This window comes from Nonomuraea sp. NPDC049400 (genome assembly GCF_044466425.1).
Lineage (GTDB): Bacteria > Actinomycetota > Actinomycetes > Streptosporangiales > Streptosporangiaceae > Nonomuraea.
Map to the genome: position 1 here is coordinate 40,295 of NZ_JBITMP010000003.1, position 17,521 is coordinate 57,815.

Below are 17,521 nucleotides of genomic sequence, written 5' to 3' on the forward strand. Positions count from 1 at the left end.
GTTTCGGGGTTCGATGACGAACAGGACGTGGTGAGCCCCGATTCCTCGCCAGCTGGGCGGGGCGTGCGAACGTCGGTCAGATCAGTCGTTCGCCGAGGAAGCGGTGCACGTTGCCGCCGATGATCTTCATGATGTCCTTCTCCGGGAGGCCGCGGGCGAGCAGGCCCTCGGTGACCATGGGCAGCCCCGACGGCCCCTCCAGTCCGGCGACGGCCGACTTCGGGTTGACTCCCCTCGCGTGGACGCCCTCGCAGCACGGCGGCGTCAGGTCGTCCATGACCTCGCGGATGAAGTCGGGGCCCAGGCCGACGTGGTCGATCCCGGCCACGGACACGATGTGCTCGATGTGGTCGAGCAGGCGGTCCAGCGTCATGTCCTCCTCGCGCTCGGCGAGGAAGGGGGCCAGGAAGTTGACGCAGATCAGGCCGCCCGTGGCGGCCACCGCGCGGAGCTGGTCGTCGGTGAGGTTGCGATGGTGGTCGCGCAGTGCCCGGGCGGAGGAGTGGGTGGCCATGACGGGTTTGGTGGCCAGCTCCAGGACATGGGCCACGCTGGAGGCACCCAGATGGGAGATGTCGAAGACGATGCCGAGCCGCTCCATCTCCTGCAGCGCCGCCACACCGTGGGACGTCAGGCCGCTGCCCGTGGCGTCCTCGCCGCTGCCGTCGGCCAGCGGCGTGCGGCCGAAGTGCGCGATGGACGCCACCCGCACGCCCAGCCGGTGGACGGTCGAGATCAGCTCGACGTTCGCGTCGATGCCCGGCATGCTCTCCAGCGCGATCACCAGTGCGATCTTGCCCTCGTCGAGTGCCCGGTCGATGTCGGCGGCGTCCAGGCATATGCGGACGTGATCGGGATTTCCCTCGGCCAGCACGTGTGCGCACTCGATCATGCGCAGCGTCTGCCGCAGCGCGCCCTCGGGCCGGTACTGGTCGTCGATGAAGACCGGCAGCACCTGCAGATCGACCCCGCCGTCGATCAGCTGGGGCAGCCACCTCTCGCGGAAGAACGAGGCCCACTGCTGGGGCGGCCGCGCCGAGACGGCCATGAGCAGGTCGTTGTGCGTGTCGGCCACGACCGCGCGCTGGTGCAGGGAAGGGGTCATGCGTTGGACGTTATCTCGTGGCCCCGGCCTGCTCCAACGCGTCGATCAGAGCCGGGACCCCTGGGGCTGGAGAGGCGGCTCAGACGGGGCGGTAGGCGGGGGCGGGGGGCTTGGCGGTGAGCCTGCGGTAGAGCGTGGTGGTGCCGGGCCAGTTGTTCGTCACCCGGCCCTCCGGCGTTTTGTACCAGCTCTGGCACCCGCCACCCCACACCATCCGCGTCATCGCCGCGTCCAGTTGCCTGCGCCAGGCCGCCATGACCTCAGGCCGCACCTCGATCGGCCCGCCGGCCGACAGGTGCGGCAGGCAGGACATGATGTGCCGGACCTGGCACTCGATCATGAAGACGATGGAGTTGTGCCCGAGGTTCGTGTTGGGGCCGTACAGCAGGAAGAGGTTGGGGAAGCTCGGCATGGAGATGCCCAGGTACGCCTCGGCCCCGCCCTTCCACTGTTCCTCCAGCGTCCGTCCGTCGCGCCCGAGGAGCTCCATCGGCGCCAAGAACTCGGTGCTCTTGAAGCCGGTGGCGTACACGATCGTGTCGACCTCGTACGGGCCCTCGGCGGTCTCGACGCCCTTCGGCGTGATCCGTGCGATCCTGTCCGTCACCACATCGACGTTGCTCCTGGTCAGCGCCGGATAGAAGGTGCTGTCGATGACGACCCGCTTGCAGCCCGGCGGGTAGCCGGGGGTGAGCTTGGCCCGCAGCGCCGGGTCGGGCACCTGGTCGCGCAGGTGCCGCAAGGCGCGCTTCCTGAGCAGATCGGCGCTCCAGCCCTGGGCGAGGGCGGGATAGAGGGTGGCTTCGGCGTACCGGTAGATCCACTCGCGGTAGGCCCGCTGGAGGCCGGGGACGAAGCGGAACGCGAGCCTGGTCAGCGGCCCGAACGCGGCGTCCGGTTTCGGGATCACCCAGTTGGGTGTGCGCTGGAAGACGTACAGGTGTCCGGCCTGCTCGGCGATGCGTGGAATGAACTGGGCCGCCGACGACCCGTTCCCGATCACCGCGACGCGCCGGCCGGTGAGGGCGTGATCGTGGTTCCAGCGCGCGGAGTGAAAGGAGGCGCCCTCGAAATCCGATATTCCGGGAATGTCGGGCAGGCGTGGGCGGTTCAGCTGGCCCACTGCCATGACGACCACGTCGAACGCCTCGGTACGATCCCCGATCGTAAGCTGCCACCGCGTGCCGTCGAAGACGGCTTGCCGCACTTCCGCGCCGAAGCGGATTTTTCGCCTGACGTCGTATTTATCGGCGCAATGTTCAAGATATCCAAGAATTTCGGGCTGCTCTGGGTAACGGCGCGTCCAGCTCGCGTACTTCTCGAACGAGTACGAGTAAAGGTGCGAGGGAATGTCACACCCCGCCCCCGGATAGCTGTTGTCCCGCCACGTGCCGCCGAGTCCATCGGCCTTCTCGAAGACCGTGTACGAGCGGATCCCGGCCCGTTCGAGCTGGATCGCCATGCAAAGTCCGCCGAACCCCGCTCCGATGATCGCGACGCTTGGTGACATGCCGCCCTCCGCAGGTCAGGATCCACTTACATTACGCCGAACGCCGTTCCGACGACACCCTCCCCCAGGCCGATAGTCTGCGCAGGTGGCTGCTGTGTCGTTGACGAATGTGATCGAGGTGCTCGAGGCGGCCTACCCGCCCGCCCGGGCCGAGTCCTGGGACGCCGTGGGGCTGGTCAGCGGGGACCCGGCGCAGGAGGTGCGGCGGGTGCTGTTCGCGGTCGACCCGGTCGCGGCCGTGGCGGATGAGGCCCTGGAGTGGGAGGCCGACCTGATCGTCACCCACCACCCGCTCTACCTGCGCGGCACCACCAGCGTGGCCGCGACCACGCCCAAGGGCCGCCTCATCCACACCCTGATAAAGAACGACATAGCCCTCTACACCGCCCACACGAACGCCGACGTGGCCAACCCGGGCGTGTCCGACGCCCTGGCCCGAGCCGTCGGCCTGGTCGACGACCTGGTGCCGCTCCAGCCGTTCGCCGACGACCCGTGGCGCGGGCTGGGCCGCATCGGCGAGCTGCCCTCGGGGATGACGCTGGGGGAGTTCGCGGCGCAGGCGGCCAAGGGCCTGCCCCGCACGCACGGGGGCATCCGCGTGGCGGGCGATCTGACCCGCCCCGTCACACGTGTGGCCGTCAGCGGGGGCGCGGGCGATTCGCTCCTCGGCACGGCGAAAGCCGCGGGGGTCGATGTGTTCCTCACGGCGGACCTACGGCATCATCCGGCGAGTGAGTTCGTGGAGTCGGGCGGGCCCGCGCTGATCGACGCCGCGCACTGGGCGACCGAGTGGCCCTGGCTGGAGAGCGCGGCGTCCATCCTGCGCTCGAGTGGCGTTACCGTTGAAACGCGTGTCTCCGCCACGGTCACCGATGCTTGGACAAGAGGATATTGATCATGAAAGCAGCCCCTGAGGCCCAGAAGAGACTGCTCGACCTGGCAGAGCTCGACTCCGTGATTGATCGGCTGGCGCACCGCCGCCGCACCCTGCCCGAGCTGGCCGAGATCGACGAGCGGTCGAAGCTGTTCGCCAGGCTCGCCACGCAGGTGATCGAGGCCGAGACCGAGGCCGGCGACCTGGCTCGCGAGCAGGCCAAGGCGGAGAGCGACGTCGACGCCGTGCGCACCCGTGCCGACCGCGACCAGAAGCGCCTCGACTCCGGCGCCGTGACCTCGCCGCGTGACCTCGCCAGCCTGCAGTCGGAGATCGCCTCGCTGCACAAGCGCCAGGGAGACCTGGAGGAGGTCGTTCTGGAGATCATGGAGCGCAGGGAGGCGGCCGACACCAAGGTCACCGACCTGATCGCCCAGCGTGACGAGCTCGCCGCCGCCCTCGCCGCCGCGGAGGCCCGCCGCGACGAGGCGCTGAAGGAGATCGACAAGGAGGCGGGCGAGGTCCAGGGCCGCCGCTCCGGCGTCTCCGGAGACATCCCCGCCGACCTCCTCGGGCTCTACCAGAAGCTCAAGGACCAGTACGGCGTGGGCGCCGCGATGCTGCGTGGCGGCCGGTGCCAGGGCTGCAAGGTGGCCCTGTCCATCGCCGAGATGAACCGCATCAAGGCGGCGCCCCACGACGAGGTGCTGCGTTGCGACGAGTGCCGCCGCATCCTCGTACGTACGGCAGAGTCAGGGCTGTGACCTCCTACATCATCGAGGCGGACGGTGGCTCGCGCGGCAACCCGGGGCCGGCCGGATACGGCGCGGTCGTGAAGGACGCCTCCGACGGTCAGGTGCTGGCGGAGGCGGCCGAGGCCATCGGCGTCACGACCAACAACGTCGCCGAATACCGCGGCCTGATCGCCGGCCTCCAGGCCGCCCTCCGGCTGGCCGGCGAGGGGGCCCCGGTGGCCGTCCGGATGGACTCGAAGCTGGTCATCGAGCAGATGGCGGGCCGCTGGAAGATCAAGAACGAAGGCCTGCGCCCGCTCGCCATGGAGGCCGGGGCGCTGGTCAGGCGGCTGCGGGTGACGGAGTGGACCTGGATCCCCCGCGAACGCAACAAGCACGCCGACCGCCTGGCCAACGAGGCCATGGACGCCGCCGCCAAGGGCCTGACCTGGAGGGCCGGCGGCACAGCCGAGCCCGGCACCCCAACCGGCCACGGACCGGCCACACAGGGACGACCGTCCGCGGCCGAGGGGACGGCTGCGGACGCGCAGGGACGGCCGACCGCCGCCGGGGCGACGGCCCGCACCGCCGCGTCCCCGCCTGTCACCGGGGCGAAGGCCCGCACCGCCGCGGTCCCGCCCGTCGCCCAGCAGACTGACCTCCTCGACGCGGGCGACATTTCCGAAATATCCGCCCCCACCGCCTCCATCGCCACGGCCCAGCAACGCACCGCCAAGGGCACCGGCTGGCGCCCTCCCACCCGCGTGGCCACCTCGCTGCTGCTGCTCAGGCACGGCGAGACCGAGCTGTCCCTGGAACGCAGGTTCTCGGGCCGGGGCGACGCCGAACTCACGGCCAACGGCCTGGCCCAGGCGGCGGCGGCCGCGGAGAGGCTGTCGCGCGAGCCGTACCGACCGGATGTGATCATCTCCTCGCCCCTCAAGCGCGCCAGACAGACCGCGGAGGCGGTCGCCCAGCGGACCGGGCTCGACATCGAGGTGGACGAAGACCTCAGGGAGCTCGACTTCGGCGCCTGGGAGGGCCACACGTTCACGGAGGTGCAGCGCCACTGGCCGGCCGAGCTCGCCGCCTGGCTCGCCGACCCCGAGACCGCCCCGCCGGGCGGCGAGAGCTTCGCCTTCACCGCGCGCCGCGTCCAGGCGGCGGGAGAACGGCTGGTCGAGCGGTACGAGGGCAAGACCATCCTCGCGGTCTCGCACGTGACACCCATCAAGATGCTGCTGAGACTGGCCCTCATGGCCCCTCTGGAGTCCCTCTACCGCATGCACCTCGACCTGGCGTGCCTGTCGCTGGTCGAGTACTACGCGGATGGCCCGGCTGTGGTGAAGTCGTTCAACGACACCTCGCACCTGCGCCGGGACTAACGTGGACTTGGTACAGTTTTGCAGACGAGTCGGCCGGGCGACCGCGTCGGGCCTTGCGGCCCGCCGAGGAAGGTCCGGGCTCCACAGGGCAGGGTGGTCGGTAACGCCGACCCGGGGTGACCCGCGGGACAGTGCCACAGAAAGCAGACCGCCTCCCGCTTGGCGGGAGGTAAGGGTGAAAGGGTGGTGTAAGAGACCACCAGCGCCCACGGTGACGTGGGCGGCTAGGTAAACCCCACCCGGAGCAAGGTCAAGAAGGAACGCTCTCCGGAGCGTTCCGCGCGCGACGTTCGAGGGCTGCCCGCCCGAGCCGCGCGGGTAGACCGCTCGAGGCCGCCGGCAACGGCGGCCCTAGATGGATGGTCGCCCCTTCTCACGAAGGACAGAACCCGGCCTACAGGCCGACTCGTCACCAATTCCCCCTCTGATCTGGGAGGGAGTGGGAAGTCTCCAAGATCAGGGCACGCTCAGGGCACATCTGGTGATGATCCAAACGCCCTGCCGAGCGCTTCTTGAAGCTGCCCCGAGGGGGCCGCACGCGCCGCCGTCTCGGCACGCCGCCGCCTCCCGCTGGCGCTCCCGGCGGACGGCTAAAAGCACCGCCGGACGGCTGGCGCGAACGAGGGGAAGGGGCCGCCGTGCGGCGGTACAGATCTGATCGTAGGGGGCGCACTTCCCGGTTCACGGGGCGAAGCCCATCAGCGCACGCGTGCGCGGTCACAGGGCTGGCCTTACTGCATGCCTCCGGCGAGGGCGCTCCGGCTCCGGGTGCGGGGCCGCCTACGCTCCATCACGGCCCTGACACCGGACGCGCGGCCGGGGCAGCCCCGCAGCCGGCCCGCTACCCCGGGGGTGGGACGACGGCAGACGGGCAGGCTAGAGGGGAGCGATCAGAGAGCGGCTCGTCGTCTTCAAACCCGCTTATCTACCTCGCGGTCGTCTTGGACGTCTTCTCTCACCGCATCGTCGGCTGGGCGATGGCTGACCACATGCGTACTGAGCTGATGACCGACGTGTTGGCAATGGCCGTCCACCAGCGCCCCCAAGATCCAACTATGCTGCTGCGCGACTGCAAGCCCTGATGTGTCCATCAAACGGAAGCAACTCCAGTGGGAGCGGGAAGGCGAACATGCCAAGGCATGAAGGATTCGACGTCGATCATCGTGGTCTGGAACACCTGTCCCTCCTGTTCACGGCGGAGAAGATACGGGGTGTCGCGACACCGTACGCGCTTCCGGAGAACGCCCTAAGCATTCTCGGCGAGGGGCAGCGAAAGGAGCACGACAAGTTTCTCCACGAGTTCATGCAGGAGTTGAACCGCGGAGACTGGGAGGCCAAGCAGATCGGGGAGAAGTTCGGTAGGACCAGCGAGCAGTACTACGCCGCCGACAACGCGGCCGTGCGACGGCTAATCAAGGTGATCCAGGCTCCGCCGGGCACGAACGGGGACATCCCGAGATGGACCCCTCTGCCCGAAGAAGGACGAGTGGACGAGGTCGCGAGAGCCACCTACGGGTTTGCGGGAATGATCCCCACTGCCGTGTCGGCTTCCGTCACTCAGTTCGTCGTGCTGAACATCGCGACTATGGACGAGGCCGTCTTACTGCGACTGTATGCCGCCCGGAACATCTGCGCGGCCTTCGCTCTCGGAACGGGGGTCTGGCTGCTCATGATGGTGCCCTCCGATGAAGATCTCATCAGGGCGGTAAATCAGTGGGGGCACACCGCGCAGCAACTGCGCGCCATCTTCGGTCACGACTTTCGTGCGGTTCGCGATGCGCTGGCGGATGTCTGGTCGTCCTCAGAAGCCTTGAGCACCGCCGACCGCCGGGTCGCCGAGTTCATTGCAGCAGGGGTACGGCAGGCAATGCTCGCCCAGCGCATGGCGGACACGCTGGCCAAGGCGATGAAGGGAGCCGAGGAGATTCACGCCAGGGTGGCGGGGGCCATCGTCCTGATCACTGCCATCGGGATTGTACTCGCGACGATGAGCTTCAACACCCCGGCTCAGGTGGCAGCCAAGATCGCGGGGCATAAGGCAACCTTGATGATCAGCGTCGCGGCGGCGATCGTCAGCGCGGTTTACCTCCGCTACCTGTCCCCGAGCGCGTTCGCGGACGTCAATGCGCCGGTCACGATCACTGACCATGACGGCGACGTGCACACCGTTGAGGGATGGCCGCGCTTTCCCGCCTCCCCCTTCTAGGCATCTTTCCTCGGCATGGCAACGGGCATCCACGGGTGCCGTGGATGCTGCCTGGTGAGGGCCTGCTAACGCATATTGCATCGGTGCGCGCCAGCTCCACGGTCATGACCCCGAGCGGAGAACGGGAGATGCAGTGCGGCGGAGAGCGCTGAGTGGCGAACTGCGGGACATCAGGAGCGCATTACCCCGCTCAGCAGTGCACAACCCTGCACGTTCAACGCTCGTCTATCAGGGCAAAGACCCAGTTCAATCGATCACGGAACTTCGTTTGGGAGCAAGAAGTCCACTTAAGGGCTACCTACGACGTTGGTGCCGAACGGTCGGCCAGAGACCGTTCTGCTGTAAGAGCCGCTTCGCGGCGTGCTGCGTGGCTTGAATCTTGGACCGCCCTACCAGCGCACACTCGATAATCGCGTGCAGAGCCTCAGCCAAGTCTGGATCACCAGGACCAAGCTCCTGCCGAGCTTGCTTCTCCACCGCCTCCCGAGGCCGCTCCAGCAGCGGTAAGAGCCCTACCCGTGACCTGTCGAAATCAGAACCCGGCCTACAGGCCGACTCGTCATCCCCTGATGGCTGCCGTGCGAACAGCCGCCAGGACGGGTGGATCAGGAGCCCCTGGCGGGATTGATCGTGAAGTAGGTGCTCAGGTCCAGCTCATCCGGCACTTCCATCAGCTTGCGCACCAGTTTGCCGTTGAATCCCACGACCTGGATCTCGTCGTTGGTCCCGTTGTCCAACTCCCAGCAGTACAGGTGCGTTTCGTCGTACCAGCCCAGCACCGTGTCGCAGTCAGAGGTGAACGTGCGGACCTGCTTGCCGGTGGCGCTGTTCCAGATGCAGGTGTCCCCGTCGTCGCCATCCGGGCAGTCGGTCACGAACATCTTGCCCGAGGGCGAGAACAGGTTCAGCTCGCCGACCGACAGCGATCCGACACCTGGCATGTCGCGGGTGAGCTTGCCGGAGGCGTCGAAAAAGCGCAGACCCTTGTCCTTGCCGTAGAAGGAGACCACGCCTTTCTGCTCGCCGTCCCAGCCGAAATCCGAACCACGTATTGATTCGTCGGCCACGTTGACCACTTTGACCTTGGCCTGGGCCACGTCGACGATGGCGAAGCCCAAAGAGAGCCATTTCTCCTTGCCCTGGCCGTCCTTGACCTGCTTGTCGATGTTGAGCAGAATCCTCGAACCGTCCTTTGACCAGGAGCGAATGGTGCTGGTCAGCGGCGCACGTACCGTCTTCACCCGGAAACTGGAGCCCGCCTGTCTGTCGGTGATCAGGACGGAATCGTAGTCGTCAGAGGTGTACTCCTCGTGCCGTCCCGCGACATAACGTCCGTCGGGGGAGACCATCGTGTCCAAGTTGCCGGCGTACTTGTCGAACGCGCCCCGCAGCGATTGCCTGGCGTAATTGTCCTTGTTCTTGTTGAAAAGCTGGTACGCCGTGAGCGTGATCGGGTCGGACGGAAGCTCGTAGAGCGTGATCGAGCCGCCGGGCAGCTGTTTCTTCTCGGGGACGGTCGGTGCCGTGGTCTTCGGCGCCTGAGTCGTCTCCTTCGGCGCCGGAGTCGTGGTTGCCGGGTGGGCAGTGGTGTTCAGGTTGTTCCGTAACGCCACGACCACCGGCACTCCGGCCAGCACGAGGACCGCAGCCGCGGCGGCGATGATGATGACCGGTCTGCGGATTTTCTTCCGCGGCTTCTGCGGTTCCTGAGGCCGCTGCAGCTGCTGCTGCCGAACGTCAGGAACGGCATGCATCACGTCCGGAGCGAAACCCGTGGTGGCTGCCTCGGTTCCCGCTTGGAGGATGTGTGAGCTGGGTACCGGCTGCGTCAGCAGCCGCATGATCACCTGCTCGGCCGTCGGCCGCTGCGCCGGATCCTTGGCCAGGCACTGCAGCACCACGTCACGGAGCGGCCCGCCGAGCGAGCCCAGATCAGGCTGGTGCCTGAGCACCCGGCTCATCACGGCATGCGTCCCGTCGCTGCCGAACGGCGCCCGCCCGCAGGACGCGAAGACGATCGTGGCGGCCCAGGAGAACATGTCGGTCGCGGGCCCGACCGCATGCCCCAGGATCTGCTCGGGAGACATGTACGCGGGCGTCCCGATCTGCGTGCTGCTGGTCATCGTGGCCGGATCGAGCTCACGTGCGATGCCGAAGTCGATCACGCGCGGCCCGCCGGCGGCGATGATGACGTTGCCCGGCTTGAAATCCCGGTGCACGACGTTGGCCCGGTGGATCGCCGCCAGCGCGGTGGCGGTGCCGATGGCCAGCCGATCCAGCTCGGTGCCGGTGCGCGGGCCCTCATCGCGCACGGCCTGCCCCAGAGAGGGGCCCTCGACGAACTCGCTCATGATGTACGGGCGGCCGTGCTCGACGCCCGTGCTGAGCACGGCCGCGGTGCAGAACGGGGCCACCCGCTGGGCGACCTCCGCCTCGCGCAGGAAACGCTCGACGCTCTTTCCGTCGTCGGACCGGTCGATACGCAGCCACTTGATGGCCGCGTATATGCCCATGGGGGTCTGGGCCAGATAGACGACGCCTTGTCCGCCCTCACCCAGCTTGCCGAGCAGTTCCAGACCGGCGAGCTCCGCGGGATCGCCGGGCATAAGCGGCGTGAACGATGGCATGAGAAAATATTGGACTAATACCGTGGATCTACGGAATCTTATTCATCCCCCGTCACCGCCGAACTCGATGTCGAGAATGGCCAGGAACGCCGCATAGGCTTGCGGGGACCAGTCGGTGTTCACGTGGCCGGCGACCAGGTGCGTGCCGTCGCGGCTGCCCATGACGAGGGTGAACGTGCCGTAGTCCGCGCCGCCGTTGCCCCACACGTGCACGCCGCTCTCGAGCTTCTGCTCGACCCACACACCGAGCCCGTAGCGGGTGTTGGGCAGCCACCCGGAGCCGTCGGTCGACACGGTCGTGAACATCTCCTCCATCTGCGCCGGCTTGAGGATCCGACCTGAGAGCAGCGCCGAGAAGAACGTGAGCAGATCTCCGGTCGAGGAGATCATCCCGCCCGCGCTCCAGGCGGTGGTCTCGTTCGACTCGGTCGCGTCGTGCAGCGGTGCCGCTGGGTCGTGCAATTCCAGCCTGGAGTAGTGCACCGGATGCGGTCCGGGGATGACCGTCTGCGTGGTGGGCAGCGAAGTCCCGGCCAGGTCGAGCGGCCGCAGAACGAGCTGATCGAGCACATCGCCGTACGATTCGCCGGTGGCCTTCTCCACCATCATCGCGGCCAGGTAGTACTGCGTGTTGGAGTACCGGAACGCCTCGCCGGGCGCGTTGTAGGGCGGATGCCGTAGGGCGATCCTCACCAGTTCTTCGGGCGTGAAGACCTTGAACCGGCGTTCGTACCATGCCTCGCCCTGGCCGCTGGCGTAGAACTCCGGGTCCATGGAGAAGTTGAAGATGCCGCTGGTCTGGTTCAGCAACCGCCGCAATGTGATCTTGTCGCCGTCATAGTGACTGTCATCGAGTAAGCCGGGCAGCCACTTCGCCACCGTGTCGTCGAGGCTGAGCACGCCTTCACCGACCAATTTCAGCGCGGTGGTGGCGGTGAATGCCTTAGCGGCGCTGCCGATACGGAACAACTCTTCCGGGGCGCGCTCGCGGCCGGTGCTGATGTCGGCTTTGCCCGCAGACGCGAACCAGTGGGAGTCGCCCTTCCAGATCTCGGTCACGATGCCCGGCGTCGCGCCCGAAGACACTGCGTCCTCCAGTACGCGCTGCACCGCCTCGTGGTTGGTTCCGGCGTCGCGTGTCGTTGCCATGGCGTCTCCTTCAGTCGCTTTGATCATTTCCTTAGCGGGTGCAGGGCGGGCCTGGCGCCTGCCGGCTGGGATGCTCCCAGGCTCGGCGCTCCTCGGCGCGGGCCTGGCCGGTCTGCTGGATCATGTCGTAGGAGGCGCTGCTGACGATCGGCCGCAGCGGCCGCTCTGTCAAGCCGGCCGGCTCCATGATCACCGGCGCATGGTGCCGATGTAGCCGTCGAGTTTCCGCATGTCGGTCAACTCCCGGTGTAGTACTCTGTGTGGAGTGGTTAGACCGTAGTACTACAAGTGGAGTGGTGTCAAGGTGCGGAGAAATCCCGAGCGGCGGCAGGCACTGATCGACGCGGCCATCGAGGTGCTGGCCAGGGAAGGAGCGCGAGGGCTGACCTTCCGGGCCGTCGACGCGGAGGCGGCTGTGCCCCCCGGCACGGCCTCCAACTACTTCGCCAACCGCGACGACCTGTTCACCCAGGTCGGCGGACGCATCTATGAGCGGTTGCTGCCCGATGAGGCCACGATCGCCCGTAATCGGGAGGGCGTGCAGGACGAGATCCGCTATGCCGAGCTCATGCACGAACTGGTGGACCGGGTCTCCGCCTTCAACTCCGGCTACCTGGCCCTGCTCGAGCTCCGGCTGGAGTCCACCCGGCGCCCCGAGCTGCGCGCCGTGCTGACCAAGCGCATCCGCCAGGACATCGACGCCAACATCGGCTACCACGCCACGTCGGGCCTGCCCGGCGACTCGACCTCGGTGGTGCTCCTCTACCTCACGCTGAACTGGCTCATCGTGGAGCGGCTGACACTGCCCGACATCTTCACCGAGCAGGAGATCCACGAGCTGGTGGACGCCGCCGTGCGACGATCGCTGAACGCCTGACGTGTAAGGAAACCCATGCCGGCTCGGCTGGACGCGGGGCGCTCGGTGTTCTGCCACCGCCGATGGATGCGCCTCGGCTTGTCCGCGATCTGGATCCATCATCGAGCAAGTCCCGGCCTTGGACCCGCGTCGCCTTCTCGCAGGGCACGGCGCCCGCGAAACTAACCCGCCCCCGGGCGCCGTGTCCGCGGAGGATTACGCAGAACGGGCCGCCCATGCCGCGAGGATCGCGGCCTCCTTCTCCGGTGCCATCCCGTGCTGGGTCTTGACGCCGTAGACGCGCTGCTCCTCCGGGATCTCGCGGAGCCACGCCCACGTGTCGCGCACGATCTCAGCAACCGGACGGGTGCGCAGCCCCGCCGCCCGCGCCCTGGCCGTCGGCACGCTCCAGAAGTTGTCGATCTCCGCGGACGGCGGCCCACCCCACAGCGGCAGCTCCACGAACGTCCCCGCCCCCTGCTCCGCCAGGAACCGGCTGTCCATCCACACGAATTCCGCGTCCGACCCCGTCACCTCCTTGCACAGGCCGAGCCACTCGCCATAGGTGGTGTTGCCCGCTGGCCCCGTCACGAGGAAGGTGTCGGACGTGCCGCGCTCCGCCTGGTCAAGGGTGAAGATCGCCACGTCACGCGCGTCCACTAGCTGCATCGGCGTGTCCGGGTCGCCGGGGGCGAGGACCTGGCCGCCGCGCGCGATCCTGCTCAGCCACCACGGCAGCCTGGCCACGTTTTCGTGCGGCCCCAGGATCAGGCCGGGCCGGACGATCAGCGCGTTTCCCTCGAACCCCTGCTGGACCGCCCGCTCGCACCCCGCCTTCAGCACGCCGTAGCCGCCGTCGTCAGGCCCGGCGTCGGGCGCGCACGGCCAACCGGGGGTGTCCTCGGTGGCCGGATTGCCGGGAAAGCCGTCGATGGCCGAGACGCTGGAGACGAAGGCGTACGTACCGGCGTGCCCGGACAGTGCCCGCGCCGACTCGCCCACGACGCGCGGCACGTAGCCGGACGTGTCGACCACGGCGTCCCACGACCGGCCTGCGATCAGCCGATCGAGGTCCGCGCGCACCTCCCGGTCGCCGCGCACGACCTCGGCGCCGGGCACGTCGGCCCCGCTCCGCCCCCTGTTGAACGTCGTCACCTCATGCCCCCGGGCCAGCGCCTCGACGACGACGGCACGACCCAGGAACCCCGAACCACCAATGATGAGAAGCTTCATGCACTCATTGTTCGCCCATCGTCGGCCTGCGATCGGCCGTCTTCACGCAGAGCTGAGTGCGTGGGGCGCAGCGGCGGCACGATGTGCACTCTCGCCGAGCCGATGTCGAAGAAGAGCCCCACCAGCTCCAGCTTCCCGGCCCGCACCTGCTCGTCGACCTTGCGGTAGGTGCGCAGGTTCTCCAGCTGCTGCTGCACGTTGACCCGGCACAGCACGTCCAGAGCGCCGCTGTGCAGGCGATCGCCCTCGGTCTCGATGAACCTGGCCAGACTGTGGTTTCCGTGCCGCAGCCACCGTCTCAGCCCCGGCAGGCTGCCTGCCTGCACGCCTCCGCTGAGCACCCCCGCCATCGCGCCGCACCCCGAATGGCCGCACACCGTGATCGTGTGCACGCCCAGGACCTGCGTGGCGTACTCGATCGCCGCCACCACCGAGTCGTCGTGCGGCTCGGAGCCCCTGCGCGGCACCAGGTTGCCGATGTTGCGCACGGTGAACAGGTCACCGGGGCCGCTCGCGGTGATCAGGCTGGGCACGATCCTGGAGTCCGCGCAGGTGATGAACAGGTGCGACGGCTGCTGCTTGCGGGCCAGCTCGGTGAAGATGGGCCGGACCAGCGGCGCCGTACGCCGGTGGAACTCCCGCGCCCCCGCCGTCAGCTGGCACTCCGCCCCGGTGGAGCCCGGCGTGGCAGGGGGACGGCGGCGCCGGTGCGCCCACGGCAGCCACCAGCGGTCCGGCGCCTTGGGCGGTGACTTGACGGGAAACATGCGCGCCCCGCTGGCCGCCAGCGAGTACCACTCGTCGTGCAGCTCGTCGATGTCGACCGTGCCGCCCATGCGCTCGTGGTCGAGCCGCCAGGAGTGGATGGCCTCGAAGGCGGCGTTGTCCATGAAGTCGATGTTCAGGTCGAGGTCCACGGCGGCGCCGTGGGCGATGGTGCGCAGCTCGTGCGTCAGCCTGGGCACACCCAGGAACGTGAGCGAGCCGGAGATCGTCACGTGCAGCCGTCCGTCGCGGTCCTCCCGCTTCAGCACGGTGACCCAGGTCAGGCGGCGCAGCGCGAGGAGCGCGGCCAGCGCCAGCCCGGCCAGCACACCCTCGGCGAGCCCGAGCAGGATCACGGCGAGCATCGTCACCACGTACACGGGCACCTCGCCGTGGCCGTGCACCTTCCTGATGTGACCCAGGTTCACCATCTGGACGCCGATGAACACCAGCAACCCCGCCAGCGCCTCCAGCGGGATCAGCTTGATCGTCCAGCCGAACCCGATCGCGAACACCAGCACCCACACCCCGTGCAGGATCGTCGACCAGCGGGTACGCGCGCCCGCCTGCACGTTCGTGGTGCTGCGCACGATCACGCCGGCCACCGGCAGGCCGCCGAGCGCGCCGCTGACCATGTTCGCGACGCCCTGACCGGTCAGCTCCTGGTCGAGATCGGCGCGGCGGCCGGCGTGCTGCCCCTCGACCGCCACGCAGCACAGCAGCGACTCGCACCCGGCCAGCAGCGCCACCAGCAGCACCGCCGCCACGACCAGGTGCCAGTCGCCGTTCGGCAGCACGGGGAACGCCCACGCCACGACGCTTTCCGACAGGTCCACGCGCGTGACGTCCCAGTTGAACACCCACGCCGTGACCGCTGCCACGAGCAGCGCCACCAGCGGCGCGGGCACGGCCTTGATCTGCTTGGGCACCCGCGTCCACAACGCCAGCACGGTGATCGTGAGCACGCCGACGGCGACCTTGTGCCCGTGGAGGTCGGCGATCTGGCCGGGGAGCTCGATCAGGTTCGCCACGGCCGAGCGCTGCGAGCTGCCGCCGAGCACCACGTGGAGCTGGGCGAGCGCGATGATCACGCCGACGGCCGCCAGCATCCCGTGGATGACCGCCGGCGAGACCGCGAGCGCCGCCCTGGCCGCCTTGACGACGCCGAGCAGCAGCTGCACGGCTCCCGCCATCAGCGTGATCATGCAGGTGGCGCGCCACCCGTACGTCTGCACGATATCCACGACCACCAGCGACAAACCGGCGGCGGGCCCGCTCACCTGCACGGCGGAGCCGCCCAGCGAGCCCGCCACGATCCCGCCCACCACGGCGGCGATCAGCCCCGCGGCCAGCGGGGCGCCCGAGGCCAGCGCGATGCCGAGCGAGAGGGGCACCGCGACGAGGAAAACCACGAGCGAGGCGGGCACGTCATGCCTGAGCGTGTCCCGCCAGTTACTCTTCGTGTCGGGGATCATGGAGCAAACCCTATTGCTCCGTCGACCCCGCTTTAAGGGTGTGTCACGCGGGTTTTACCCATTAATGGGCGCCTGAGATCACCGGTAGTAGTCGTGGGGCTGGTCCTGGTCGGACGAGCGGCGGTGGCTGCCGCGGTTGCCGTTGCCGTTGCCGTTCTGGGAGCCGTACGTCGGCCACTGGGTCGCGCTCGACGGCGGTTCCGGCCAGGCGGCGGCGGGGCTGGTGGTGATGTCGCCGGTCTCGTACGCGAAGGTGGTGATGTCGCCGGTCTCGTATGCGAACGAGGACGGCTTCGGCGCGGGGGCCGACAGTGCGTCGTCGTAGGACGAGACCGCCCTGCTGGGCGCGGTCGGGGCGCCGGTGGCGGGGGAGGGGCCGGTGAGCGGGTCGGTGTCGTCGGCGACCGCCCAGCCGGAGCGCACTTCGTACGAGGCCGGGTACGACGAGCGCGCGGCGGGCTCCTCGAAGGCGGGCCAGGAGCTTCCCGAGCCGGGGGAGGGGTCGTCGAGGATGTCGGGCTGGGCGGGCCAGGAGCCGGACGACGACGGCGTCGCGGGCTGGTTGGTCCAGGTGGTCTCGGCCGCGTTGGTGTAGGCGGGGAACGGGTCGCTCGTGGGCGCGCCGTGGATGGGGGCGGGCTGGGCGGGGAAGGAGCCGCTGGTGTTCGCCGCGGGGGTCGCGGGATAGGAGCCGCTGCCGTACGAGCCGCTCCCGCTCGGCGTGCTCAGGGGGTTGGGCTGGGTCGCGGGGGTCGCGGGGTAGGAGCCGCTCGCGGCGGGAGTGGCCGGGAAGGAGCCCGTGCCGTTGCCGGTCCCGTTGGAGGACAGGGAGTCGGGGCGGGGGGAGGGCACCGGCTGGGCGCCCGCGCCGAGGATGCTCATCACGTCGCCCGTCGGCGCCGCGAACGTCATCGTACGCTGGTCCGCCAGCTCGGCCTGGGCCGGAGCGGGGCGCTTGGCCGGCTCGACCAGGTCGGCGAGGTTGGCCGCCGCGGCGGCCGGCTGGCGCTGCGGCAGGGGGGACTGGACGGTGGTCGCGTTGGGGTCGGCGGAGGCGGCCGCGGGCTGCGGCTGTGCGGTGCGTGCCCGGCGCTTGGGGGCGGGACGCTCGGCAGCGGGCTGCTCGGCGGCGGGCTGCTCGGCGGGCCGTTCGCGCTCGACGGGGCGGGAGGCGCCCTTCCTGACCGCCACGGTGCCACCCGCACCGAAACCGCCCTCTTCCGCATCGCTGCGGATGTTGGCCCAGAACTCCTCGTCCTCGTCGTCGGAGGTCGGGTTGCCCCACTCGTCGACGCCACGCCTGCCACGCTGACCGGTGCGCACCGGTTTGGGCTGCTTGGGCTGGTCGATAGGGCTGAAGTCGGGGCTGAAGTTGGCCATGCGCGGCTCATGCGAGGCGAACTCGTCAGTGGACCGCGTCTGGGTCCTCTCCTCCTTCTCGGCCATCTCCTTCAGCCGTTCCGGAGGGAGAGAGCTCTCCCGGCGGCTCATCGAACGCATGCCCAGTGCCACGACGACGAGCACGAGGAGCACGACGGCGACCAAGCTCACTACAACCGCAGTCATTGCACCACCCTCAAAGCCATGGCCTCCCTTCGGCGC

General features: G+C 68.8%; 13 protein-coding genes, 1 other RNA gene and 1 pseudogene. 7 read left to right on the plus strand and 8 right to left on the minus strand.

Translation table 11 applies throughout. The features are described 5' to 3' along the window. Positions 1 to 76 precede the first annotated feature (76 nt). Both ACIBVN_RS04100 and ACIBVN_RS04105 read right to left on the minus strand, forming a co-directional pair. Positions 77 to 1,105: a dipeptidase gene (locus ACIBVN_RS04100; protein ID WP_397132459.1), complete on the minus strand. Its 1,029-nt coding sequence runs from the start codon at positions 1,103 to 1,105 to the stop codon at positions 77 to 79. A gap of 79 nt (positions 1,106 to 1,184) precedes the next feature. Beyond that, on the minus strand, positions 1,185 to 2,615 hold the full coding sequence (locus ACIBVN_RS04105) for a flavin-containing monooxygenase (protein WP_397132461.1): 1,431 nt from the start codon (positions 2,613 to 2,615) through the stop codon (positions 1,185 to 1,187). 94 nt (positions 2,616 to 2,709) lie between these two features. On the opposite strand from ACIBVN_RS04105, the gene ACIBVN_RS04110 reads away from it, so the two are divergent. The 6 genes and pseudogenes from ACIBVN_RS04110 (at position 2,710) to ACIBVN_RS04135 (ending at position 7,814) form a co-directional block, all read left to right on the plus strand. After that, the gene (locus ACIBVN_RS04110) at positions 2,710 to 3,510 is read left to right on the plus strand and encodes a Nif3-like dinuclear metal center hexameric protein (RefSeq protein WP_397132463.1); all 801 of its coding nucleotides are present in this window, start codon (positions 2,710 to 2,712) and stop codon (positions 3,508 to 3,510) included. 2 nt (positions 3,511 to 3,512) lie between these two features. Further along, a complete protein-coding gene (locus ACIBVN_RS04115) occupies positions 3,513 to 4,253 on the plus strand; it encodes a zinc ribbon domain-containing protein (protein ID WP_397132465.1) in 741 nt (246 codons plus the stop codon). Next, positions 4,250 to 5,608, plus strand: a complete 1,359-nt coding sequence (locus ACIBVN_RS04120; RefSeq protein ID WP_397132467.1) for a bifunctional RNase H/acid phosphatase — start codon at positions 4,250 to 4,252, stop codon at positions 5,606 to 5,608. Before ACIBVN_RS04115 ends, ACIBVN_RS04120 begins: the two co-directional genes overlap by 4 nt. 25 nt (positions 5,609 to 5,633) lie before the next feature. After that, positions 5,634 to 6,021: RNase P RNA component class A (gene rnpB, locus ACIBVN_RS04125), an RNA gene on the plus strand. Positions 6,022 to 6,531: 510 nt separating this feature from the next. After that, positions 6,532 to 6,690: pseudogene (locus ACIBVN_RS04130) on the plus strand (DDE-type integrase/transposase/recombinase); the annotation flags it as partial. Between the two features lie 47 nt (positions 6,691 to 6,737). After that, positions 6,738 to 7,814, plus strand: a complete 1,077-nt coding sequence (locus tag ACIBVN_RS04135; RefSeq protein WP_397132470.1) for a hypothetical protein — start codon at positions 6,738 to 6,740, stop codon at positions 7,812 to 7,814. A 605-nt stretch (positions 7,815 to 8,419) separates the two neighbouring features. On the opposite strand, the gene ACIBVN_RS04140 is transcribed toward ACIBVN_RS04135, so the two are convergent. Genes ACIBVN_RS04140 through ACIBVN_RS04150 form a run of 3 tightly spaced genes read right to left on the minus strand, consistent with a single transcriptional unit; the run spans position 8,420 to position 11,783 of the window. After that, on the minus strand, positions 8,420 to 10,441 hold the full coding sequence (locus ACIBVN_RS04140) for a protein kinase (RefSeq protein WP_397132472.1): 2,022 nt from the start codon (positions 10,439 to 10,441) through the stop codon (positions 8,420 to 8,422). Positions 10,442 to 10,483: 42 nt separating this feature from the next. Continuing rightward, the gene (locus ACIBVN_RS04145; protein WP_397132474.1) at positions 10,484 to 11,590 is read right to left on the minus strand and encodes a serine hydrolase domain-containing protein; all 1,107 of its coding nucleotides are present in this window, start codon (positions 11,588 to 11,590) and stop codon (positions 10,484 to 10,486) included. A 31-nt stretch (positions 11,591 to 11,621) separates the two neighbouring features. After that, on the minus strand, positions 11,622 to 11,783 hold the full coding sequence (locus tag ACIBVN_RS04150) for a hypothetical protein (RefSeq protein WP_397132476.1): 162 nt from the start codon (positions 11,781 to 11,783) through the stop codon (positions 11,622 to 11,624). 111 nt (positions 11,784 to 11,894) lie between these two features. Here ACIBVN_RS04150 and ACIBVN_RS04155 point away from each other — a divergent pair, with 111 nt between their 5' ends. Continuing rightward, a complete protein-coding gene (locus ACIBVN_RS04155) occupies positions 11,895 to 12,467 on the plus strand; it encodes a TetR/AcrR family transcriptional regulator (RefSeq protein WP_397132478.1) in 573 nt (190 codons plus the stop codon). 195 nt (positions 12,468 to 12,662) lie between these two features. On the opposite strand, the gene ACIBVN_RS04160 is transcribed toward ACIBVN_RS04155, so the two are convergent. The 3 genes from ACIBVN_RS04160 to ACIBVN_RS04170 all read right to left on the minus strand — a co-directional run bounded on the left by ACIBVN_RS04160 (position 12,663) and on the right by ACIBVN_RS04170 (position 17,485). Continuing rightward, complete coding sequence (locus ACIBVN_RS04160) at positions 12,663 to 13,679, minus strand: NAD-dependent epimerase/dehydratase family protein (protein ID WP_397132480.1); 1,017 nt, start codon at positions 13,677 to 13,679, stop codon at positions 12,663 to 12,665. Further along, on the minus strand, positions 13,676 to 15,919 hold the full coding sequence (locus tag ACIBVN_RS04165) for a SulP family inorganic anion transporter (protein WP_397132482.1): 2,244 nt from the start codon (positions 15,917 to 15,919) through the stop codon (positions 13,676 to 13,678). The genes ACIBVN_RS04160 and ACIBVN_RS04165 overlap by 4 nt, the downstream gene beginning before the upstream one ends. Positions 15,920 to 15,997: 78 nt before the next feature. Next, positions 15,998 to 17,485 (minus strand): hypothetical protein, encoded by a 1,488-nt coding sequence (locus ACIBVN_RS04170; protein WP_397132484.1) that lies wholly within the window; start codon positions 17,483 to 17,485, stop codon positions 15,998 to 16,000. Positions 17,486 to 17,521: the final 36 nt, after the last annotated feature.

Coding starts and splice junctions, on each gene's coding strand:
- ACIBVN_RS04100 (WP_397132459.1), bottom strand. CDS start 1,105: ATGACCCCTTCCCTGCACCAGCGCGCGGTCGTGGCCGACACGCACAAC.
- ACIBVN_RS04105 (WP_397132461.1), bottom strand. CDS start 2,615: ATGTCACCAAGCGTCGCGATCATCGGAGCGGGGTTCGGCGGACTTTGC.
- ACIBVN_RS04115 (WP_397132465.1), top strand. CDS start 3,513: ATGAAAGCAGCCCCTGAGGCCCAGAAGAGACTGCTCGACCTGGCAGAG.
- ACIBVN_RS04135 (WP_397132470.1), top strand. CDS start 6,738: ATGCCAAGGCATGAAGGATTCGACGTCGATCATCGTGGTCTGGAACAC.
- ACIBVN_RS04140 (WP_397132472.1), bottom strand. CDS start 10,441: ATGCCATCGTTCACGCCGCTTATGCCCGGCGATCCCGCGGAGCTCGCC.
- ACIBVN_RS04145 (WP_397132474.1), bottom strand. CDS start 11,590: ATGGCAACGACACGCGACGCCGGAACCAACCACGAGGCGGTGCAGCGC.
- ACIBVN_RS04160 (WP_397132480.1), bottom strand. CDS start 13,679: ATGAAGCTTCTCATCATTGGTGGTTCGGGGTTCCTGGGTCGTGCCGTC.
- ACIBVN_RS04165 (WP_397132482.1), bottom strand. CDS start 15,919: ATGATCCCCGACACGAAGAGTAACTGGCGGGACACGCTCAGGCATGAC.
- ACIBVN_RS04170 (WP_397132484.1), bottom strand. CDS start 17,485: ATGACTGCGGTTGTAGTGAGCTTGGTCGCCGTCGTGCTCCTCGTGCTC.